We start from the raw sequence: 19928 nt of genomic DNA, 5'->3' as shown, positions 1-19928 counted from the left end.
GAAAGGTTAAGTAAAGATGAAGAAATATCCTAAAATAACAGTTGTAACGCCTTCGTTTAATCAAGGACAGTTCATTGAAGCCACCATTCAATCGGTTTTAGGACAGGAATATCCTAACTTGGAGTACATTATCTGTGATGGTGGATCAACCGATGGAACCGTAGATATTTTGAAGAAGTACGATGATAAGATTGCATGGTGGTGCAGTGAGAAAGATAAGGGACAAAGCAATGCTATCAACAAGGGCATGCGCCGCGCGACAGGAGACATTGTTTGTTGGATAAACAGCGATGATGTCTTACTCCCGGGGGCGTTACTTGCAGTGGCAAAGTTCTATTCCAATCATCCAGATACAGACTTCGCAAATGGCTACACGGTTGAGATTGATAAGGAGGGAACCATTATCAACTTCACTCATATTATAATGAGTCACTTCTTCTTCCGCCATGGTTGCTATAATATCTCACAACCGGGAATGTTCTGGAAACGTGCTATATTCGATAAGATAGGCTATCTTGATGAGTCATTTCACGCTAAAATGGATGTGGAATGGCTCATTCGTGTGTATGAAGCAGGGCTGAAGGTAAGGCGTATCAACCGCAACCTTGGTGCTATCCGAATCTATCCAGAGACCAAGACAGCACAAGGGGGAGCAATATGGAAACGTGATGCTGATGCACTGAAGGATAAGTATCACGGTCAATACTTACCTGAGAATAACAAGTTATATCAGCCTTTCTTTAAACTTTATAAGCTATTGAATGGCTGTAAACTGCGTAATGCTATTCGTAAATGGCAGTATTGCGGCAAGCCATTTACTGCTTACAAAGAGAATTTATAAGCGTTAGAAAGACTTTAAACACTATATCCTGATTGCAGAGAAAGTACTTTTTTGCAATCAGAATATATGTTTTTTATAGGCTTTGTTAGCGTGCTACGAAGCCTTGCAACATAAAGGGAACGATCAAACTCATATTATAAAAGAACACACCCAGAGCTAAGCTGGCTATGAGTAAACGCATCCCTAACTTCAACCTCATCGGTTGAATGTGTTTAAGAAGATAAGCTACTGCAATCGGAATGACGAAGAGCCAGTGTGCTCCCATTATGTAAACCTCAATGATACCGAAGCCTAAAACGATGTGTAAGATGATGTCTGTGGCGAACCAAGTTACACACATCAATAAGAACTTATCCTTTCTTCCAACGATGATACCGCCTAAAAAGAGGAGAGCTATCACTCCTTCAATAATGTAATTCATTGCACTACTATATCTAACGATGATGGGGCGCGACTTATTCACATCTTCCAACGTATGTTCTTGATGCAGTTGTATGCTCTCTCCAAAGAGGTTTTCAATAACAGCATCAGTCCTTGAGCTGGAGAGATCGGTCCATTCAAAGAACTGATTATTGGCTACCTGTGTTCCAACACGGCTCTTCATAAACTCTTGCTGCTTCTCATATCTCACTGCAAACTTATGATCTTTCCTTAATTTCTTCGCCTTTATCTGTTCCTGTAGACGTGCATCTGGCTCTACAAAGGTTGTCTGCTGATACTCATAAATGGCGAAGAGTGCTGCTAAAGGGAGTATGCAACCAACGAGGATATGCTTTATTCGGAAGGTTCGCATGCCGTTTACGAACCAATCGGCTAACCCTATCTTCACGAAATTAGTAAGTGATACGCCCGAAGCAAAGAACACCAGTAACATACTTTGCCATGCTTTCATGCGTCCATGAGGCTGTTTCATGACTCTACCTGCAATGTACAGCGTCATAGAAAGGAAGAAGAGAGAGAATGCGAAGTGGTCTGGTACAAAGGAAGTGAGCAAGATTGAGGCAAAAGAGAAGAAGAACGCCGTAAGGAGAAGGGTATCTTTTCTCGATAAATTCACTACTTCTTTGAGAATACGATAGATGAAAATACAGCTATAAGTGTCTGCTACTACATTGAAGAAAGCCTCGATGAAGATAGCAAAATTAGTCCCCGTGAGTCCCATCAACCAATGATTAAGCAGATAGAAAGGATAGTAGAAGGATGGAAGTAACGGATGGCGATACAGTCGGAAATAGACTTTCCATCTTGATAAAGTCATGTAGGAAAGGTTGTCAAAGCCTGAGACTGTGTAGTGATCAAAGAACAATCCCCAGAAACCAAGGTTACCTCCTTTAGTGAATAGATGGTAGTTATAGGCGATCATAAGTGCATTCAGGACTACAAAAAATAGGATAGCCACTAAACAAAGAGCCCTTTCACTGCGCTTGATAACAAAGATATTTAGCATTGTTCCTTATCTTTATTGATTCAGTAAATAGTAAACTGTCTGTCCACCATTGTATATCCACAGGTAAGCAGTTAGTAGGATCAATGCCACGCGCAGGCTTTTTTGCCATTTCATCGATAGTTTCTTTAGTAAGAATCCGTATGCTATTGGGATAATGAAAGCCCACCCAGCTGTCATAATATACACTTCCGTAATACCGAAACCAAGGATGAGATGTAAGGTGATGTCGCATGCGAACCATGCTAAAAGCATTTGGAAGAATCGTTGTCGACAGCTTACCACTATACCAATAACGAACAATAAGACGACAAAAGCCTCCACCATATAATTCAAGCCCCAGTTATAAGTCACAAAGATGGGCCTCTCCCACGATACATCTTTCAGTAGGTAACGCTGATGGAGTTGAATCGATTCTCCAAAGAAGTTCTCTATGAGGGTGGGAACACGGGGTGTTTTAACATCCAACCACTTAGTGATAGCACCATTCCCAACAGGTTGCCCAAGGTGCGCTCGTTGCCATTCATTACGTTGTTTCTTATGCTCTATCACCTTTTGTGGGTCTTTCTTGAGACTCTCCTTTTCGATATGATGGATAACTGCCTGCTGTGGTACTTCCAAGAGATAGTACTGTGATTGTTGTATACCAAGCAACAGTAAGAAAGGAAGAACAATACCGATGGTAATAAACTTAGCTGTGAATATCTTCTTACCATTGGTAAACAACCCTGCTAAAAGGATCTTCGCACCATTAGAAGTGGCCATTCCTGCAGTAAAGAAAGTAAGTATAAGGGACTGCCAAGCCGTTAGTAATCGACCTTTCTTCATCTTCATTCCAGCGATGTAAAGCGTCATTGAAAGAAACATCAGCGATACGATGAAGTGGTCAGGCACCATGGAAGGGATGAGAACATGCCCAAAAGAGAAGAGCAAGAGTGTTAGCAGCGTTGCATCTTTCTGTTTCATCTCCATGACTTCACGGAAGACACGATACGTAAAGAGTACCGCATAAAAAGCAGAAAAGATGATGATCGCTGCCATGAAATACACGGCAAAGTTATAGCCAACAGTCTCTATGAGCCAATGATTCAATAGATAGAGGGGATAAAGGAACGTTAAGTAAAGCGGATGACGGTTAGTTACGAAGTGAATACGCATCCCCGAGATGGTTATCCACGACCAGTTATCATAGCCAGACATACGGAAATGCTTGGTAAAAATGCTCCAGAAGCCTCCATGTGCACCCATTGTATAGGTGTGATAATGGCTTGCTATCAATAAGCCATTAAACAGAATGAACACAAGAAGCATGGAAAGAGCAAGCCAACGTTCCTCTTTTCTTACCTTAAATATATTGAATATACGCATTAAATAACTGTTAATTAACCGCTGCAAAGGTACTAATTAAAGCAGAGCCAACCAAATGTAGTAATGTGTAAGTTACTTTCGATGCAAGAAGAAGCGCACCAATACGAAGTTAATTGGGACACAAATAGCAAACATTGGGATCATAGCTATCTTTTTATCGAGCCCTAACAACAGAAAAGCATGCAATGTAAGGGTTTGCAGGAGATAGTTTACTATATGTGAGAAAACGAAGCCTAAGCCTCGTTTGGTAGTCGACTTAACACGGAAGGTGTAGCGGGTTGAGGCGATATAATTAAAGGTGAAGCTCACAAGGTAACCAATGGTATTGGCCAAAAGGGGCTGTAGCCAGAATAACATAAGTAGGTAGACGCCATACTGGATGGCTGTTGCTAAACCGCCAACGATGATGAATCTAACGATTTCACCGAGCTTCTTCTTATCTAAGACACACGTTTTCATCCTATTCCTGACTCTCTCTAAAAGGCTTATAAAAGCCTTGATTGGCATAAGCCAGTAGTTCTTTATCACCCCGACTATCGCCGAAAGCAATTAAGGTGTAGGTCTCTCGCTGTGGGAAAAGTGCTTGCAAGCGTCGCACTTTCTCTACTCCATAACAATTATTAGTGATGAATTTGCCCGTTAAATAGTTATTGCTTACTTCGATTTTAGTACCCACAACGATAATATTATTACCCATTTCATCGAAGAAAGGACGCACCCAGTTATCTATACTCGCACTGATAATCACGACTTGAGAACCTTCCTCTATTGCTTTCTTTATTGCCTTCATTCCTTTCGGACGCAGGAGTTGCTTATTATGAAGGGCAAACTCTGTACAAAGGTGGTTGAAATCATCTATCAGCATACCTTTAAAGAACCATGAGAACACCCGTTGTTTTGCCTTCCAATTGGGGTAGATTTTTAACTTCATGAGCACCAGTAAGGGGGAAAACAATAAGAATCCAAACAAGAAGGCAGTATTTCCTCGAGCAAAGCGAATGAACTCTAAGAGTGTATCCTTCGTCGTTAATGTACCATCGAAGTCGAAAGCATAAACCTTCTTTACCATCATCTGTCCCCCTTTCTTATAGTACATAAATAATGAAAAGGAAAGCTAATCCAAAAGCCAAAACGACAAATTGCATGAAACGATCATGCAACATCACCTTCGTTGGATCGCCACTTCTCTTATCAACAACAGCGATTTGGATATAACGTAATAGACCAACAAGGACAAAAATACTGGTCAGATAGAGGTAATCCGTGTGGAAGTTCTGGATGGTCTCAGGGCTAACTGTGTACATAATATAGCACACGAGGGTCACACTGGCTGTTATCGTGATGGCTTGATTGATGAAAGTTAGGTTGTAACGAATGGTATTTTGGCGTGGTGCATGCCCTGTTTCATTCATTCGAACAACATCATCTCGTCGCTTAGCAAAGGACAAGAAGAGCATGAGAAGAAAGGTCATTAGGACGATCCACTTACTTAGATGAATGCTTGTAGCATATCCACCCGCAAGGATGCGGAGTACAAATCCAAAGGAAACAACGCATACATCAATGATTGCATATTGTTTTAACTTCAAACAATAGGCTATATTTAGGATCCAATAAAACAAGATTACGGATGCTGTCTCCAGTTGGTTGTGACGCAACAAAAAGGTCGAAAGCATCGAAAGAATGAACATCAAGAATATAAGTATATACCCTTGTGTGATACTGATTGCGCCCGACGCAAAAGGGCGATGGCACTTCACTGGATGTCGCCTATCGTCATCTACATCCACAATATCGTTCAGGCAATAGATAGAAGAGGCTGCAAAACTGAAACAAAGGGCAGTGACGAGTCCAGCATAAACGGACTCTATATGCAATAACGCACCTCCGAAAAAGACAGGAAGGAGTACTACAAGGTTCTTAACCCATTGATGTGGGCGTATTAAACGGATGAGATTCTTCATTATTTCAGCTTATTCTCTAAGGGTGTTATAATTCTTTCTAACAACTGATGGACAATCCATGCAGCGCATAAGGTTATACTGGTGGTCAATAAGAAGGTAGGCCAATAAGTCCAATGGAGCTTTTCCACATACGCTAACACAAAATGATCATGGATAAGATAAGCCTCCAGACTCAACGCTCCAACGAACTTGAAGACCTTATTGATAGTTGTTGGTGTACGACGGAACACTCGATTCAATAATAAGATGGTTGTGATTGTAAGGGGAATATATAACATTCGCTCAAGAAATAAGGGGAATTGACCATGTTTCTCTTGCTCTAAAAAGATGCTGGAAGCCAATGCCATGATGAATATTAACCATATCATCCATATTGAAGTACCATCCATCGTATCTTTCCGTTGCACTGCTGCAGCCATATTAATGCCTATAAAGAAGATAGGAACTCTACTCCAAAAGATTTCCAAATGCCCGACAGCATTATTAATCGGTGTAACGTATTGTACTAATATGCACCACATCAACATCACAACAGGCAACCATCGGTAAATGGGGTGCGTGAGGATGAGCTTCATGTAGAATGGACTCAACAGGTAAAGGAGCATGATTGCAGGGATATACCAGAACGTTAACTCATCATGTAACCAAAAGTCCCAATTAATCGAGATATCTCCTATCAAGTCAATAATGCTTACGCTATGTCCACTATGTTGTACAAAGGATAATTCGAGGTAGTCGGGAATATAATACAAAGAGGCTAAAAGCAACCAAGTAGGATAAATGCGTAAGAACCTACGAGTGAAGAAATGGGACAAAGATGGGCGTTTGGTCCATGAGAACCAAAGTCCCATACCGCTAAGAAAAAGGAAGATATCAACACCGATATTGCCCATTCTTCTCAATCCGAAGAACATGTCTTCACGAGGTAACCCTACATGGAATAGGATTACAAAGAGCATGGCTGCACCCATTAACTCACCTCGATAGCGGCTGATATTAGCTAATTCAATGTCCTTTATCTTCATATCTTTTCTTCGATGAATCCGTTAATTTGTTACTTATCAATTCTTTAGTCGAGGGCTGGGAATACGCTTCATTAATTCTTTAAAGAGCCAAGATAGGCAGATAGAGCTGATAATATAGAGTAGAAGTCCCGTCCAGTAATCCCCTTCACGAGACAGTGGTATGAAGATCTTACGCGTTATGGGATGACAAACAAATAGTGCTGCAGAAATGCTACCAACCCACGTAAGCATTGCCATAAAGCCCGCTTTATACTCCTTTTGGACAATTTGCAATCTACTGGTTAGCTTTACAAAACTAACAGAAGCTATACAAACAGCCAACGGAACGAAGTACCATGTGATGTAATTAAAGCTTAACATGATAATAGCAAACAATGATAATACGAACAAAACAAGGTGAGTTGCTGTATTCAAAGGGCGCATATAACGAGCATAAAGCACACCAAAACCAAAAGGAAGCATACCTCCAATAAAGTTATAACGCCATCTATTCAAGGCTTCCCCTTCTGGTTCACAAGCCAACTGGATGGCTGCACAGATAACGATTAACAACACATTCCATAGCCAATGACGCCGATAAAGGCAAAGCCGATAGACGATATAGAACTGAATCATCAGTCCGAAGAACCAGTAAGGACCGGGCCATATAATGTCATCAGGGTGTGGTAAGAGGTTGTTAAAAAGTCCCATTTGACCGATAATATCCATCACTGCATAGTGATGTGCCCCAGGGGTGATAGCGTCCAACATGGTAAATGCAACAAAGCCAACGATCATCATGCGGAATAGCTTTAGCCAATGATACTTAATAAAGCACCAAACTGGTAACTTTTCCTGCATGGGTTGGCGATCTCCCTGTGGTACTTCCCTCTGTTGCTCATACTTCATTGTCAATCCATAAGCCGAAAGGAAGAGGAAAACAGGTACGCCATAATGACCGAAAAAAGACAGAATATGAAAGAAGAAGAGCTTATCCAACGGACTATGTACCACATGATAGAACCAGTTAACATTCTCTTGAAAATACTGATACTCGTTCTCCTTCACCACAGGAGCTAACCAATGGCAATAGTTATGGAGGAATATTCCTATGATGGCAAGGCCTCTCAAGGCATTACACTCTGCTCTTGTCAAGAGTTCTCTTTTCATTTCTTTGCTTCAACAAGTTTATCGTAATCGGTCGTATTCTTTAATAATCGAGGTCGTTTCTCATCATACTTCGAACTCAAAATATTGTATTCTGCATGATAATCCTTCGTATGGATGCCCGCTAAATACAATAACATGTGAGGCAAGGCATCTGTCATAAAACGACGATTCCTCGCTGCTTTGATCTCACGGAACACCTCGGGATGATTTGCAACATACTTCTTTGAACAATAAACCCAGAATGGTATCTCGAATTCATACCTAGCCAAATCATAGTCAATAGCGGCTGAATGCTTCCTACAAATAAAGCCTCTATTCCCTTCGTAACACTCTTCTCCATGGTCAGGCATATAAATGACGATGGCATCTTGATTCTTGAAACGTTTGACGATTTGGTTTACTATTGAGTCATTGTATAGTATTGCATTGTCATAATGCGCCAAGACGCTACGTTCACTCACATTCAGATCACTCCGTTTGTTGGCATAATCATCTGCATGAAAGTGCCTTCTATCGCTTGGATAGCGTTGTTTGTAAGCCACATGCTGCCCAATTAGATGAAAGATAATAAGGTTATGATCGGTACTCTGCTGCTTCTCTTTTTTATCGAAGTCATCAAGTAAACCACTATCATATTGATATAATTGATCATTACGAGTATCAAACATAGCTTGAGAAAGCTCTGGATGATTTAAGAAGAAACCGCCACTAAAATCATAAACAGCCTCCTTTGCCTTTGGTAAGAACTGGTTGGTAATGAATGTCACATGGTAACCAGCCTTACGAAAAAGCTCTGGAAAGAGAGGATAATCGCACCACTCACCCTTCTCTCCCACCACATGTAGAGAAAAGACATTCTTAAAGACAAAGCTAGTAAGGTTCCATGGCGATACAACATCACTGAATGGAACGAGTAAACCAGACTTCTGTAACTTTATCTGTCGAGGTGTTGTTGGCATGAAGTAACCATACTGTTGCGAATGATGTTTGCCATAACTTTCACCGATGATAAGGACAATATTAGGCGATTTAAACGTACAACTATCCACTTTCACCTTGTCCTTTGCCTCAATCAATCGGTCTATCTGCTGTGAAGCTAACTCATTTGCAAAGATACTAAAGGCAAGTCTATACATGGGAAGATAGAACTGTGCGCAATCACTTGTGGTCAGTTCATGTTCGACGGAACCTATCGTATCCATCGAAAACATCTGTACCATTTCTTTCTTATTATGTGCAGAAGTACAAGCAGACCACACCAATAAGCCCAAACATAACGCTCCTAACACATATTGAAAACGATTGATTCCATTAATAATAACTGCATATCTCTTCCTCAATCGTTCGGACATTTGTATTCTAATCTTGCCCCAGAAGGCACAAAGAATATGGATGAGCATGACCAACAGAACCAGCCCGACACCAGAAAAGAGCAAGTCTGCGCTGAAATAACTACTAAAGAACTCACTTGCTTCTCTCCCATCGGTTTCCCCTACAAGCAGCAACATAGAAGGGTTTAATGTCGATTGAAACTTCTCCCAACAGAACACATCTGCTATTGTCGTTGCATAGGCAATAATATATAAGAAAGCACGAATCCATCGGCGTACACGCATCGGGACGAATGTAAGCAATAGACATACAACGTACAAATCAAGGAAGAGTTCTAACCAAAGATTACCATAGACACATGCATTCGGATTATTCTTTGGCAACTCTTCAAACGTGACTAACACGCCAAGGAAATACATGAAGAAAAAGAATCGGGCATTCTCCTTAATAGGCTGATACACCTTATTTAGTAAGCAAGCTACACGTCTCAAGAATTTCATATATACACGTTCATTTCCGTGCAAAGTTAATTTAAATTTATGATATGCCAACTTTTAACAACAGAATTAACACTACGAAAAATCTTATTGTTCAGGATTATTTCTACTTCGAGGCTTGCCTTTCCTCTTAAGTAGTTTCCTAAATGATTAGGGGTATATATGTGGCTAGCCATCATACCCCTGTATAACAGTCAAGAGGGTGTACCAATAGTACACCCTCTTAATGATATTTATATTGTCTCTATCCAATAATTAATCTTTCCAAGGAGAATAATTAGGATATTCTGTATCGAAAGAAGGTCCCTCCTTTGCCCCGACCTCATCATTTTCTGGATCAAACTCATCATTTGTTATGCCGGGGCTGGCAGTAATCATCAAGCTTTCGATAGAAAAGTAAAAGTTCTCAATTGACGGTATGATATATCTTTTTTTCTTCATAATTGTTCCCTCTCCTTACTTTATAATAACTTTCTTTCCATTATGGATATATATGCCATACTTTGGATGCTCTACACGCTGCCCTTGAAGGTTGTAGTATCTCCCATTGATATCATTAGTTGTTGAAGTTGCACCAATAGTATCAATCCTTGTTGCAGAGGAATTGTCATCTGAGAAAATGAACATCACCTTAGCACCTGCTGGCACATCTGGAATTCTGGCGTATGCTTTATGTATAGGCATATCAAGTGTCACTGGAGCTTTCATGAAGATGCCCTTTGAAGCTGAAACAACATAGATAGGCTCAGAACCCTTTGTAATCTTCTTTGGATTAACAGTGATGCCTGTCATCATATTACCAACGATAGTGTATGTCTTATTGTCCTCTTCTCCAATAGTATAGAAGAAGTCATCAGAAGTCTTCTCACCATCCAGAACTTTTAACAGAACGCCAACCCCAGCTGGTACATATCCATGATTACCAGTAACTCCACCATTTTCATCAGTACTTGTCATACGGATCATATATTTGCCTGCACCATAATCTCCACTACCCTGTGTGATGTTAGAAATTGGTGCGACAAATGCACCCATATCGCAGGCTCCTTTCTCCTTATAATATTGACTAAAGTCAGTATCAAACTCACGGGCGAATGTACCATACTTATGCAGGATCTTTACATCAGGAATCTTATAGTCTATCTGACTAATAAAGTTCATATGGCTTTCTACATAGCCATGTGTCGTTTTATCGTAAACTTTCTTATCCCATGCTGTCTTGTATTTCTCCAACTGTGATTTCTTTACATAGATATTTGTTGAAGGAGCAAATTCATTATAATTAGTTTCGGTTTCATCCAATTCAAAGCGAGTTGTACTAAGCATTTTATTTGTCGGTTCAGAAGCAAGGAAAAATACATTTTCAATCGTTGATGTGTTAGCATCAATATTAGTTTTGAAAGCCTTGGCACCGATGTACTCTACATTCTTCTTCACAATCACCTCATGTACATCACTAGCTGTTTTTTGGAAAGCATAATCACCAATCATATTAACATTGTAGCTCTTGCCCTTATACTCAACTTTTTCAGGTACAACGAAAGTATAATCGGTGTTTTTTACTTCAAGGAGATCTACGGCATTGTCAGATACAGGAAGATACTCCAAATCATCCTTTATGAAAGAGGGATTGATACTCTTGAAGCCACTGTAAAAAGAGTTACTCTTATAGGCATTAAGTAGATTTTGACGTACATAGATATCAATATTTTGGGGCATATTTGTTGTCCCTGCGGTTCCATTATCAAAACTACGTTTGTTTTCAGCCTGATTGATCTTTGTTGGATTTATCATTGCATCACAAAGGAAGGCAATGGTGTTCAAATTCTTACACAGGCTGAATGCACGTTCGCCTATCTCCGTTACTTTGTTTGGAATAACGACATTTTTCAAGGCAGTACACTCATAAAAAGCATAGTCACCAATCTTGGTGATAGAAGGTGGCAAGAGGTTAAAGTGTTCGCTTGCCTTCCCATGAGGGAAGAGTATCAGTTCTGTCTTGTCATGAGACAGAAGGTAACCATCTACGCTTGAGTACCTTGTGTTTTCCTTGTTAACGTTGATAGCTGTAAGTTTCTCACAATACTTGAAGGCCTGTGAGCTAATTTCCTCAACATTCTTTGATAGATTGACAGTTGTCAGGGCAGCACATTTGCGGAATGCCTCACTCTCCAACTTCTTTACACTGTTAGGAATACTAATAGAGGTCAATCCACAATCGGCAAAAGCACCTGTCTTTATTATTTCAACCTTGGCATTGTCGTCAAACTTGGCCGTTGTCATATTCCTACAGCCGTTAAAAGCATTACTTCCAATAGTGGTTACATTCTTGGGGAAGTTAATCCCCTCCAGATTGTTCAAATTCTGAAAAGCCCCATCTTCAATAACCTCTAGATCACAGCTACCTAGGAAGTTGAAATGCTTCAAGTTCTTTGTAAGTTGGAGTGCACCACTCTTTATTGTCTTCAGTTTAGAGTTATCAGGAACATTGATAGTCTCCAACCCCTCATCGTCAATGAAAACTTTATCCAGTTCGGTTAAAGCTGCAGGAAGAGTAATCTCTTTCAATTTTCCATTCCATCCAAACGCACCAGCATCAATTGTTGAGCAGGATGACGGACTTTCAAACGTAACCTTTTCTAACTGTGTAAATGTACTAAAAGCCTGTTTTTTAATAGCTGTAACAGTTTTGGGAATCATTACCTCTCTGATGTTCTTATTTCCCATAAATGCGTATGCCTCAATTGTCTTGACAGAAGAGGGAATGGTAAATTTTCCATTTGGAACTGGTTTTGCTGGTGGAAAGAAATAAAGTGTCGACTTGTCGGGATTACTGTAGATTACGCCATCTTCTTCTATAAAGTTTACGCAACCAGAAGCTGTTCTGTATTCGCTAATCTTCGGACAGTTGGCAATAGCACCGATAGCTCCTTCTTTTTTTAGATCTTTTGGTAGAGTCACTGTTTTCAACTGTTCACAGCCAAAAATCGAATTCTCGTTAACTTGGGTTACATTATTCAAGTTGATGCTCTCTATTTTCTTTGCAGCATCAATAGCACGCTTTGCTATATCAGTTGCCCAACTCGGAACCGTATAATCTTTGTCCTGCTTGTTACGAGGATATTGAACTAATGTATTATTCTTGAACAATACCCCGTTATCTACTTTGTATGGACCAGCATCAGCATTACTTGGCATTACGTACGCCTCTAAAGTATTTATCTGTGAGAAACTAGGGAAATCTGTTTCAATCTCTTGCAAATGAGGTGGAAGAATAATTTTCTTTATACCATTAGTCTGCGAATAATTGAGGAAAGCCGTATGATATATCTTTTTTACTCTGGGATCTACAGTGTAAGTTCCGCCTTGTGCATTGTCCGCATCAGTTGGAACCGCATAAAGTTCTGTCATATCCTTAGAATATAGAGCTCCATGCCCATCATCTGTGAATAATGTATTACCTGTATCAACCTTTATCTTTGGCATCTTCCTTACTCTATAAAAAGTATTGTGAGATATACTTGTGACTGAGGCAGGAATTTTTAGGGTGTTTAGTTCTGCACCACTAAAAGACGCATAGTCAATAGTTTTAATTCCTTCCGGTAGGGTGATATCAGTCACACCAGTACATGTATAGGTCTCATTTCCACCCACTTTCGTAACACGAAAGGTAACACCTTTGTTATCACTCCATTTGTCGGGGATAGTGACGGCGCCCGTCTTAGTCTGCTCTGTTCCGACAAACGACAAGGTACTTTCACTTGCTTTTACTACCTGATAGATGATACCGTCATGTTTGACAATGTCTCCATCTGTATACGCAGCCATTTGCTTAGGAAGCAACAGCATTAAAAAAGCGATTGCAAATAGTCTAAAATACTTTAACTTTACTCTCATACTTAATTATTAATTTGGTTAAATATTCTATTCTCAAATCTATAAGAATAATTATCATTTTTTTAGTCGAACCATTTAAAGCTAATTCTTTTATACCTGTCGTTTGAACACATCACTCAAATACACAGATTTGTAGGTGTACAAGTTAGCACTTATAAGAGATTTATTAATTTCTTAAAACGTATTTAAAATTGCTCTTTACGTTTAAAAATTTTTCTCATAGTGCTATTTTGTTTCTCTTTAAGGTTATTTATATTTAAAAAGGAAAAGAATCTGGAAGGAAGGTGAAAAAGAAAATCAAATTTACTGTCATAAGTATCACTATTCTGCAATGGGTAAATAGTTAAAAATAAACATGTTACACGAAATATTAAAAGTGACAGCAACGTGAATTAAAAATAAACTCGGGTTTATATGTGATTAAAAGGACAATCTTTTATTATCTTTGCACGAAACATAACGAGAAGAGATGACAGAAACATTCAACACGGGGGAGACTCAGGAGAGTTTGAGACAGGAATATAATCCAGACGGTTCGGTGCTACGTAAAGCACAATTAAGATTATTGGATATGGCTATCTATCTACAAGAGACTGCACGAAAGATAGGCGTTCCTTGTAGGTTGGATGGTGGTAATGTGCTCGGTGCTCTGCGTCATGGTGGCTTTATTCCATGGGATGATGACATTGATATGGTGGTGAGCTATTATGATTTCAAGCGTCTTTGTGATTACCTCAAAGCCCACCCTCACCCTCAATATGTGCTGCAAGACAATGATACTGACCCTGGTTTCTATAAAGCATGGGCTTGCCTGCGCGACCTAAAGAGTGAGAATCGCAGTCATGAAGCAAGTGACAGTGAGAACAGAAGAGTGCATGAAGCACAGAAGTTTAGGGGCTTGCATATTGATATCTTCCCTTACGAAGGATATATGATACCCTCTTTACAACGCCTTGCAGCTAAACTATCAGTGAATCTCAACTTACAATTTGCTGGCAGATACCCCATGTTAGCACAGCTTGGTTACGATTTCTTACACCACATTGTGTTTCCATGTTTCCGCATCCTCGGTAGGCTCTTTGGCAATCCTGACCTATACATGCACTCATACGGAGCATGGTTTTATGAGCAGAACCCACGTCAATACATGATTCCTCACAAAGACATCGTCTTCGAAGGATATACTTTTGAAGGGCCAGCTGACCCTGAGGGGCTTTGTAGGATTGCTTATGGCAATTACATGGACTTGCCTCCAAGGGATAAGCGTGACAGACATAAGATTGATGTTGAATTCAAGTAAGAGGCAAAGGGATAATTAATCTTCTAAAAGCAACGTATGAATATCGCCGTAATCTTCGCTGGAGGCTCTGGTCTCCGCATGCACACAAAGTCAAGACCGAAGCAGTTTCTTGACCTCAATGGTAAGCCGATTATCATTTACACACTAGAGTTATTCGATAACCATGAGGCTATTGATGCCATTGTTGTAGCCTGTATCGAGAGTTGGATACCCTTCTTAGAAAAGCAGATACGCAAGTTTGAAATCAACAAAGTGGTGAAGATTGTGCCTGGAGGGAGTACTGGGCAGGAATCTATCTACCATGGCTTATGTGCTGCCGAAGAGTATGCACAAGAACATAAGGCTGATGCGAAGCAGACAACCGTACTAATCCATGATGGTGTACGACCATTGATAACGGAAGAAACCATCACCGATAATATCAAGAAGGTAGAAGAGGAAGGAAGCTGTATCACCTGTATTCCTGCCACCGAAACCTTTATTGTGAAACAAGATGATGGCAATTTAGAGATTCCTTCACGTGCTAGATCACTCATTGCTCGTGCTCCGCAGAGTTTCCGTCTATCGGATATCATGGCAGCACATCGACGTGCTTTGCAGGAAGGAAGACATGACTTTATAGACTCTTGTACGATGATGAGCCATTATGGACATAAGGTGGCAACAGTTATCGGACCCATGGAGAATATCAAGATTACGACTCCAACAGACTATTTCGTACTGCGTGCTATGGTTCAGGTACATGAAGATCAACAGATATTTGGATTGTAAGAACGAGGAAGAAGATGAATAACATACTGAAAGAAGACATACAGCTCTTTGCGTCTCGGTTTGCTTTAGCCACAGAGTTAGAGGGTAAGACAATTGCTGTAACAGGTTCAACGGGACTGTTAGGAGCTTGTATGGTGCGTTGTCTATTGGCTTTGAAGGCACAAAGAGGCATCAATTTACATGTTGTGGCAGTAGTACGAAATATGGAGAAAGCTGTTCGCCTCTTTGGAGAAGAGCGTGAGGAGCTCAGCTATTATCAATATGACTTCAGTTCAACGGAACCTTTCCAACCGAAGAGAAAGGTGGATTATCTTTTCCACTTTGCAGCCCCCACCGCATCAAAAGACTTCGTTGAAAAACCCGTAGAAACGATGAATACGGTTTATATGGGTATGCAGAATATCCTCAACTATGCAGAGCAAGCAAAGTTGGAATCACTTGTTTTAGCCTCAACATTGGAAGTCTATGGTACAATAACAGATGACTCTACCCCACTCACAGAGGACAAACAAGGTTATCTGAACCCTATGGCAACCCGTAGTAGTTACCCTTTGGCAAAGCGTGCAGCAGAAGGGTTATGTCATAACTATGCTGTGGAGAAGCAAGTAAAAGTAAAGGTTGCACGATTGGCACAAACCTTTGGCGCAGGAGTTAGCAAACAGGACAACCGCGTCTTTGCGCAGTTTGCACGTAGCGTTATCCATAACGAAGACATCATCTTACATACAACTGGCGAATTAAGTAGGTGTTATTGCTATACGACAGATGCGATCAGTGCCATGCTTTATATTCTATTGAAAGGTGAAGACGGAACAGCATATAATGTGGCAAATGAAGCAACTTACATCTCCATTCGACAAATGGCTGAGCTCGTTGCCGAGACGTTCAACCCTGATCATGTGCATGTTGTAATTGAGATGCAAGAGGGTTTAGGCTATTCACCTACCACCAAATTACGCTTAGATACACAACGAATACAGACATTGGGATGGACACCTTATTATAATATAAAGGAAATGTTCCATCGCTTAATAGCCTCCATGAAAGAAGAGTAGAACATGAAGTATTCTACCTCCAACAGCCAGTTAAAATAATTAAAAGAACACTTTACAAACCTACTAACTATCAAAAAAGAGCATAGAAAGTAAAAGGATTACTCTTTTTTAGCTATCTTTGTAAAACATTCGTAGCTTGTTAGCGAAAGAAAAGATAATATTCAACACTTTAAAATATTAAGCACATGAAAGCAAGAATGCTATTTCTAGCGGCTTCACTCGTTGCCACCTCTGCATTTGCACAAGGCTTGAAATCGGGCATAGACCGCAACAACATGGATCTAAATGTTAAACCGGGAGAGAACTTCTATGAGTATTCTGCAGGTAACTGGATGAAGACTCACCCTCTAGACAAGGAACATCCGATGAACGGCGCATTTGTTGATCTAGAGGAGTTAAACAACAAACGCATCCGAGAAATGGTTGAGGACTATGCTAAGAAACCACAGAGGCAGGGCACAGTAGCACAGAAGATTGCTTCTATCTACAATCTCTACATGGATAGTACACGCCGTAATCGTGAGGGATATACCCCTATCAAACCTGTATTAGCTAAAGTTCGCGCTGCTAAGACACGTAAGGAGCTCATCAAACTGATGTATGATCTTGACGAGAAGGGCTATAACACCTTCCCTGTAGGCTTCGGTATGACCACCGACGCAATAAATTCTAGCCGATACATCATCGGTGTTTCACAATCAGGATTGGGCTTGGATCCAGAGTATTACACACAACCTAATGAACAACAAAAGGCTGTTGTGGCTGCTTACAAGAGCTTGAAGAATGACTACCTAAAGATGGTTGGCAATGCTCCAGCAGTTGCAAAGAAGAAGATGGAAGAGGCTTTTGCACTCGAGAATCGTATTGCTAAAGTTAGTTATGATCAAGTGAAATCACGTGATCCACAGGCTAATTACCATCCAATGACATGGGAACAGCTCTTAAAGGATTACCCAGGTATTGATTGGAACTATATCCTGAAGATTGCTGGCTATCCTAATAATGGTGGTAAAGTGGATGTTGGTCAGCCAGAGCCAGTACATGAGGTAGAGAAAATATTAGCTACTGCGCCACTCGATCAGTTGAAGGCTTACATGGAATTAGCTGTTATTTCAAGTTCTGCAGGTATGCTTTCTGATGCTTTCTCAAAGCGTAAATTCGAGTACACAAAGGTTGCTTACGGCGTTCAACAGCAACAGCCACGTTGGAAACGTGCTTTATCTTTCGTACAAGGTATCATGGGCGAGGCCGTTGGTAAGCTCTATGTTCAGAAGTACTTCCCAGAGAGTAGCAAGGAAAGAATGATTCAACTTGTTAAGAACTTGCAATCAGCTTTTGCACAGCGTATCGAAGAGAATACATGGATGACAGCTGCTACAAAGGCAAAAGCACTCGAGAAGTTACAGGCATTCGACATAAAGATTGGCTATCCAGATAAGTGGCAAAACATGGATAGTGTATTTGTTATTGACGAGGCAAAGTCGCTCCTTGATAATGTAAAGAACGTACAAGAGGCTGCCTCAAAATATATTATCTCTAAGCGTTGGGGCAAACCAGTTGATAAGAAACTATGGCACATGACACCACAGACGGTCAATGCTTATTATGATCCATCAACGAATAGTATCAACTTCCCAGCCGCTATTCTACAGCCTCCATTCTTTGATCCTGAGGTCGATGATGCCGCTAACTATGGTGCTATTGGTGCAGTGATTGGTCACGAGATGAGCCACGGCTTCGATGATCAAGGTTGCCAGTTTGATAAGGAAGGAAACATGAAGAACTGGTGGACAGACGAAGACAAGAAGAACTACGATGCACGAACAAAGGTATTAGTAGACTGGTTCAACCAGCAAGAAGTTATACCAGGACTAAAGGTAAATGGCGAGAAGACGCTTGGAGAAAACATTGGTGATAATGGTGGTTTGAACGTTGCTTATCGTGCATTAGAGAATAGTATGAAGCAGAATCCACTTACTGACAAGGATGGTTTCACCCCTTCTCAACGTTTCTTCCTCGCATGGGGTCGTGTATGGGCAAGCAATGTTGCACCTCAATTTGTTGCTTACATCGTTAACTCAGACGTACATTCTCCTAACGTAAGTCGTGTTAATGCAGCTCTTCCAATGATAGATGCTTGGTACAAGGCATTCGATATTAAAGAGGGTGATAAACTCTTTGTCCCACAGGAGAAACGTGCTCACATCTGGTAAGAGATGCTTTCTTTGACGTGAGATAACGCCTTCTTCAAGCTCAAAAGAGCCTCTTCTCCATTACAGAAGAGGCTCTTCTTATATTATAGCATTGATTGTCATTCATATAAAACAGCATTAGATGGGTTGCAAATGATGTCACTTGATTTTACAATCTAAGCCCTTTATCAAGGCATACATGTAATAAATTAACATAGATAAAACCAAATGATACTTATCAATTTTTTACCCTTTACAAACAATAAATAGCGATATTTATCTATTAATTCCACAAAAAGTAGTATATTTGCAGCCGATAGAATGGTATACAAATTACCGCTTAGGTAAAAACATTTACACGCATGTCTAAGAGAGTAAAGTTTACTAAAATACATAGTGCAGACATAAGAAATAAAGTATAGAAATAGGTGCTATACTGAAGAGAAAACTACTAAATCCTACTTTTATAGGATATTTTTAGTTACCAGTGGGACTTCATCGTGAGATGAGGTCCCATATTTTTTAAATGTTTAAGAGCATTAACTTGTAATTATTCTACATCTTTCTGTATCTTTGTAAATCAATTAAGTGAAACATTAAAAACAATAGATTATGAATGTAGGAGATAAGGCACCAGAGATTCTAGGTACTGATCAAGACGGCAAGGAGATTAAGTTGAGCGATTATAAAGGGCAGAAGCTCGTCCTTTACTTCTATCCTAAAGATTCGACATTAGGCTGTACCGCAGAGGCTTGTAACCTCCGCGACAACTATACGGAACTAAAAGCTCAAGGCTATGCAATCGTTGGAGCAAGTATACAAGATGAAAAATCGCATAAGAAGTTCATAGAGAAGAATGAGCTACCATTCCCCCTCATTGCTGATACAGACCTAAAGCTCGTTGAGACCTTTGGGGTTTATGGAGAAAAGAAGATGTATGGTCGTACTTACATGGGGACATTCCGTACCACCTTTATTATTAATGAGGAGGGTATCATTGAACGCATCATTGGTCCGAAAGAGATTAAGACGAAAGATCATGCAGCACAGATTCTTGCTCCAAGCAAGTAATAGTAATCAGGTACGAAGTACA

General features: G+C 40.3%; 16 protein-coding genes. 6 read left to right on the top strand and 10 right to left on the bottom strand.

The features are described from left to right. Positions 1-16: 16 nt before the first annotated feature. Complete coding sequence (locus D464_RS0107155; protein WP_004382791.1) at positions 17-841, top strand: glycosyltransferase family 2 protein; 825 nt, start codon at positions 17-19, stop codon at positions 839-841. Positions 842-926: 85 nt separating this feature from the next. On the opposite strand, the gene D464_RS0107150 is transcribed toward D464_RS0107155, so the two are convergent. The 10 genes from D464_RS0107150 to D464_RS0107105 all read right to left on the bottom strand — a co-directional run bounded on the left by D464_RS0107150 (position 927) and on the right by D464_RS0107105 (position 13517). Continuing rightward, entirely contained in the window at positions 927-2288 is a 1362-nt protein-coding gene (locus tag D464_RS0107150; RefSeq protein WP_018910796.1) for a DUF6080 domain-containing protein, read from the bottom strand. A 12-nt stretch (positions 2289-2300) separates the two neighbouring features. Then, the gene (locus tag D464_RS0107145; protein ID WP_018910795.1) at positions 2301-3653 is read right to left on the bottom strand and encodes a DUF6080 domain-containing protein; all 1353 of its coding nucleotides are present in this window, start codon (positions 3651-3653) and stop codon (positions 2301-2303) included. Positions 3654-3725: 72 nt separating this feature from the next. Further along, positions 3726-4112, bottom strand: coding sequence for a GtrA family protein (locus D464_RS0107140; RefSeq protein WP_018910794.1), 387 nt, complete (start codon positions 4110-4112; stop codon positions 3726-3728). Between the two features lies 1 nt (position 4113). Further along, on the bottom strand, positions 4114-4725 hold the full coding sequence (locus D464_RS0107135) for an HAD-IB family hydrolase (protein ID WP_024985763.1): 612 nt from the start codon (positions 4723-4725) through the stop codon (positions 4114-4116). A gap of 13 nt (positions 4726-4738) precedes the next feature. Next, entirely contained in the window at positions 4739-5617 is an 879-nt protein-coding gene (locus tag D464_RS0107130; RefSeq protein WP_018910792.1) for a decaprenyl-phosphate phosphoribosyltransferase, read from the bottom strand. Further along, the gene (locus D464_RS0107125; protein ID WP_018910791.1) at positions 5617-6642 is read right to left on the bottom strand and encodes an acyltransferase family protein; all 1026 of its coding nucleotides are present in this window, start codon (positions 6640-6642) and stop codon (positions 5617-5619) included. Before D464_RS0107125 ends, D464_RS0107130 begins: the two co-directional genes overlap by 1 nt. Positions 6643-6678: 36 nt before the next feature. Then, positions 6679-7791 carry an acyltransferase family protein gene (locus D464_RS0107120; RefSeq protein ID WP_018910790.1) on the bottom strand — a complete coding sequence of 371 codons (1113 nt, stop codon included), beginning with the start codon at positions 7789-7791 and terminating at the stop codon, positions 6679-6681. Next, positions 7788-9623 (bottom strand): phosphoethanolamine transferase, encoded by a 1836-nt coding sequence (locus D464_RS0107115; RefSeq protein WP_018910789.1) that lies wholly within the window; start codon positions 9621-9623, stop codon positions 7788-7790. Before D464_RS0107115 ends, D464_RS0107120 begins: the two co-directional genes overlap by 4 nt. Before the next feature lie 252 nt (positions 9624-9875). Beyond that, on the bottom strand, positions 9876-10061 hold the full coding sequence (locus tag D464_RS0107110; protein ID WP_024985762.1) for a hypothetical protein: 186 nt from the start codon (positions 10059-10061) through the stop codon (positions 9876-9878). Positions 10062-10076: 15 nt separating this feature from the next. Further along, positions 10077-13517, bottom strand: coding sequence for a leucine-rich repeat domain-containing protein (locus D464_RS0107105; RefSeq protein ID WP_051076961.1), 3441 nt, complete (start codon positions 13515-13517; stop codon positions 10077-10079). 469 nt (positions 13518-13986) lie between these two features. Here D464_RS0107105 and D464_RS0107100 point away from each other — a divergent pair, with 469 nt between their 5' ends. The 5 genes from D464_RS0107100 (at position 13987) to bcp (ending at position 19906) form a co-directional block, all read left to right on the top strand. After that, the gene (locus tag D464_RS0107100; protein WP_018910786.1) at positions 13987-14817 is read left to right on the top strand and encodes a LicD family protein; all 831 of its coding nucleotides are present in this window, start codon (positions 13987-13989) and stop codon (positions 14815-14817) included. Positions 14818-14853: 36 nt separating this feature from the next. Further along, positions 14854-15588 carry an IspD/TarI family cytidylyltransferase gene (locus D464_RS0107095; protein WP_018910785.1) on the top strand — a complete coding sequence of 245 codons (735 nt, stop codon included), beginning with the start codon at positions 14854-14856 and terminating at the stop codon, positions 15586-15588. A gap of 14 nt (positions 15589-15602) precedes the next feature. Next, positions 15603-16643, top strand: a complete 1041-nt coding sequence (locus tag D464_RS0107090; RefSeq protein ID WP_018910784.1) for an NAD-dependent epimerase/dehydratase family protein — start codon at positions 15603-15605, stop codon at positions 16641-16643. A gap of 185 nt (positions 16644-16828) precedes the next feature. After that, positions 16829-18856: a M13 family metallopeptidase gene (locus tag D464_RS0107085; RefSeq protein ID WP_018910783.1), complete on the top strand. Its 2028-nt coding sequence runs from the start codon at positions 16829-16831 to the stop codon at positions 18854-18856. A 591-nt stretch (positions 18857-19447) separates the two neighbouring features. Next, complete coding sequence (gene bcp, locus D464_RS0107080) at positions 19448-19906, top strand: thioredoxin-dependent thiol peroxidase (protein ID WP_018910782.1); 459 nt, start codon at positions 19448-19450, stop codon at positions 19904-19906. Positions 19907-19928 lie beyond the last annotated feature (22 nt).

The sequence above is a fragment of the Prevotella veroralis DSM 19559 = JCM 6290 genome (assembly GCF_000377625.1).
Classification (GTDB): Bacteria; Bacteroidota; Bacteroidia; order Bacteroidales; family Bacteroidaceae; genus Prevotella; species Prevotella veroralis.
This window is presented reverse-complemented; position numbering and strand designations above follow the sequence as displayed.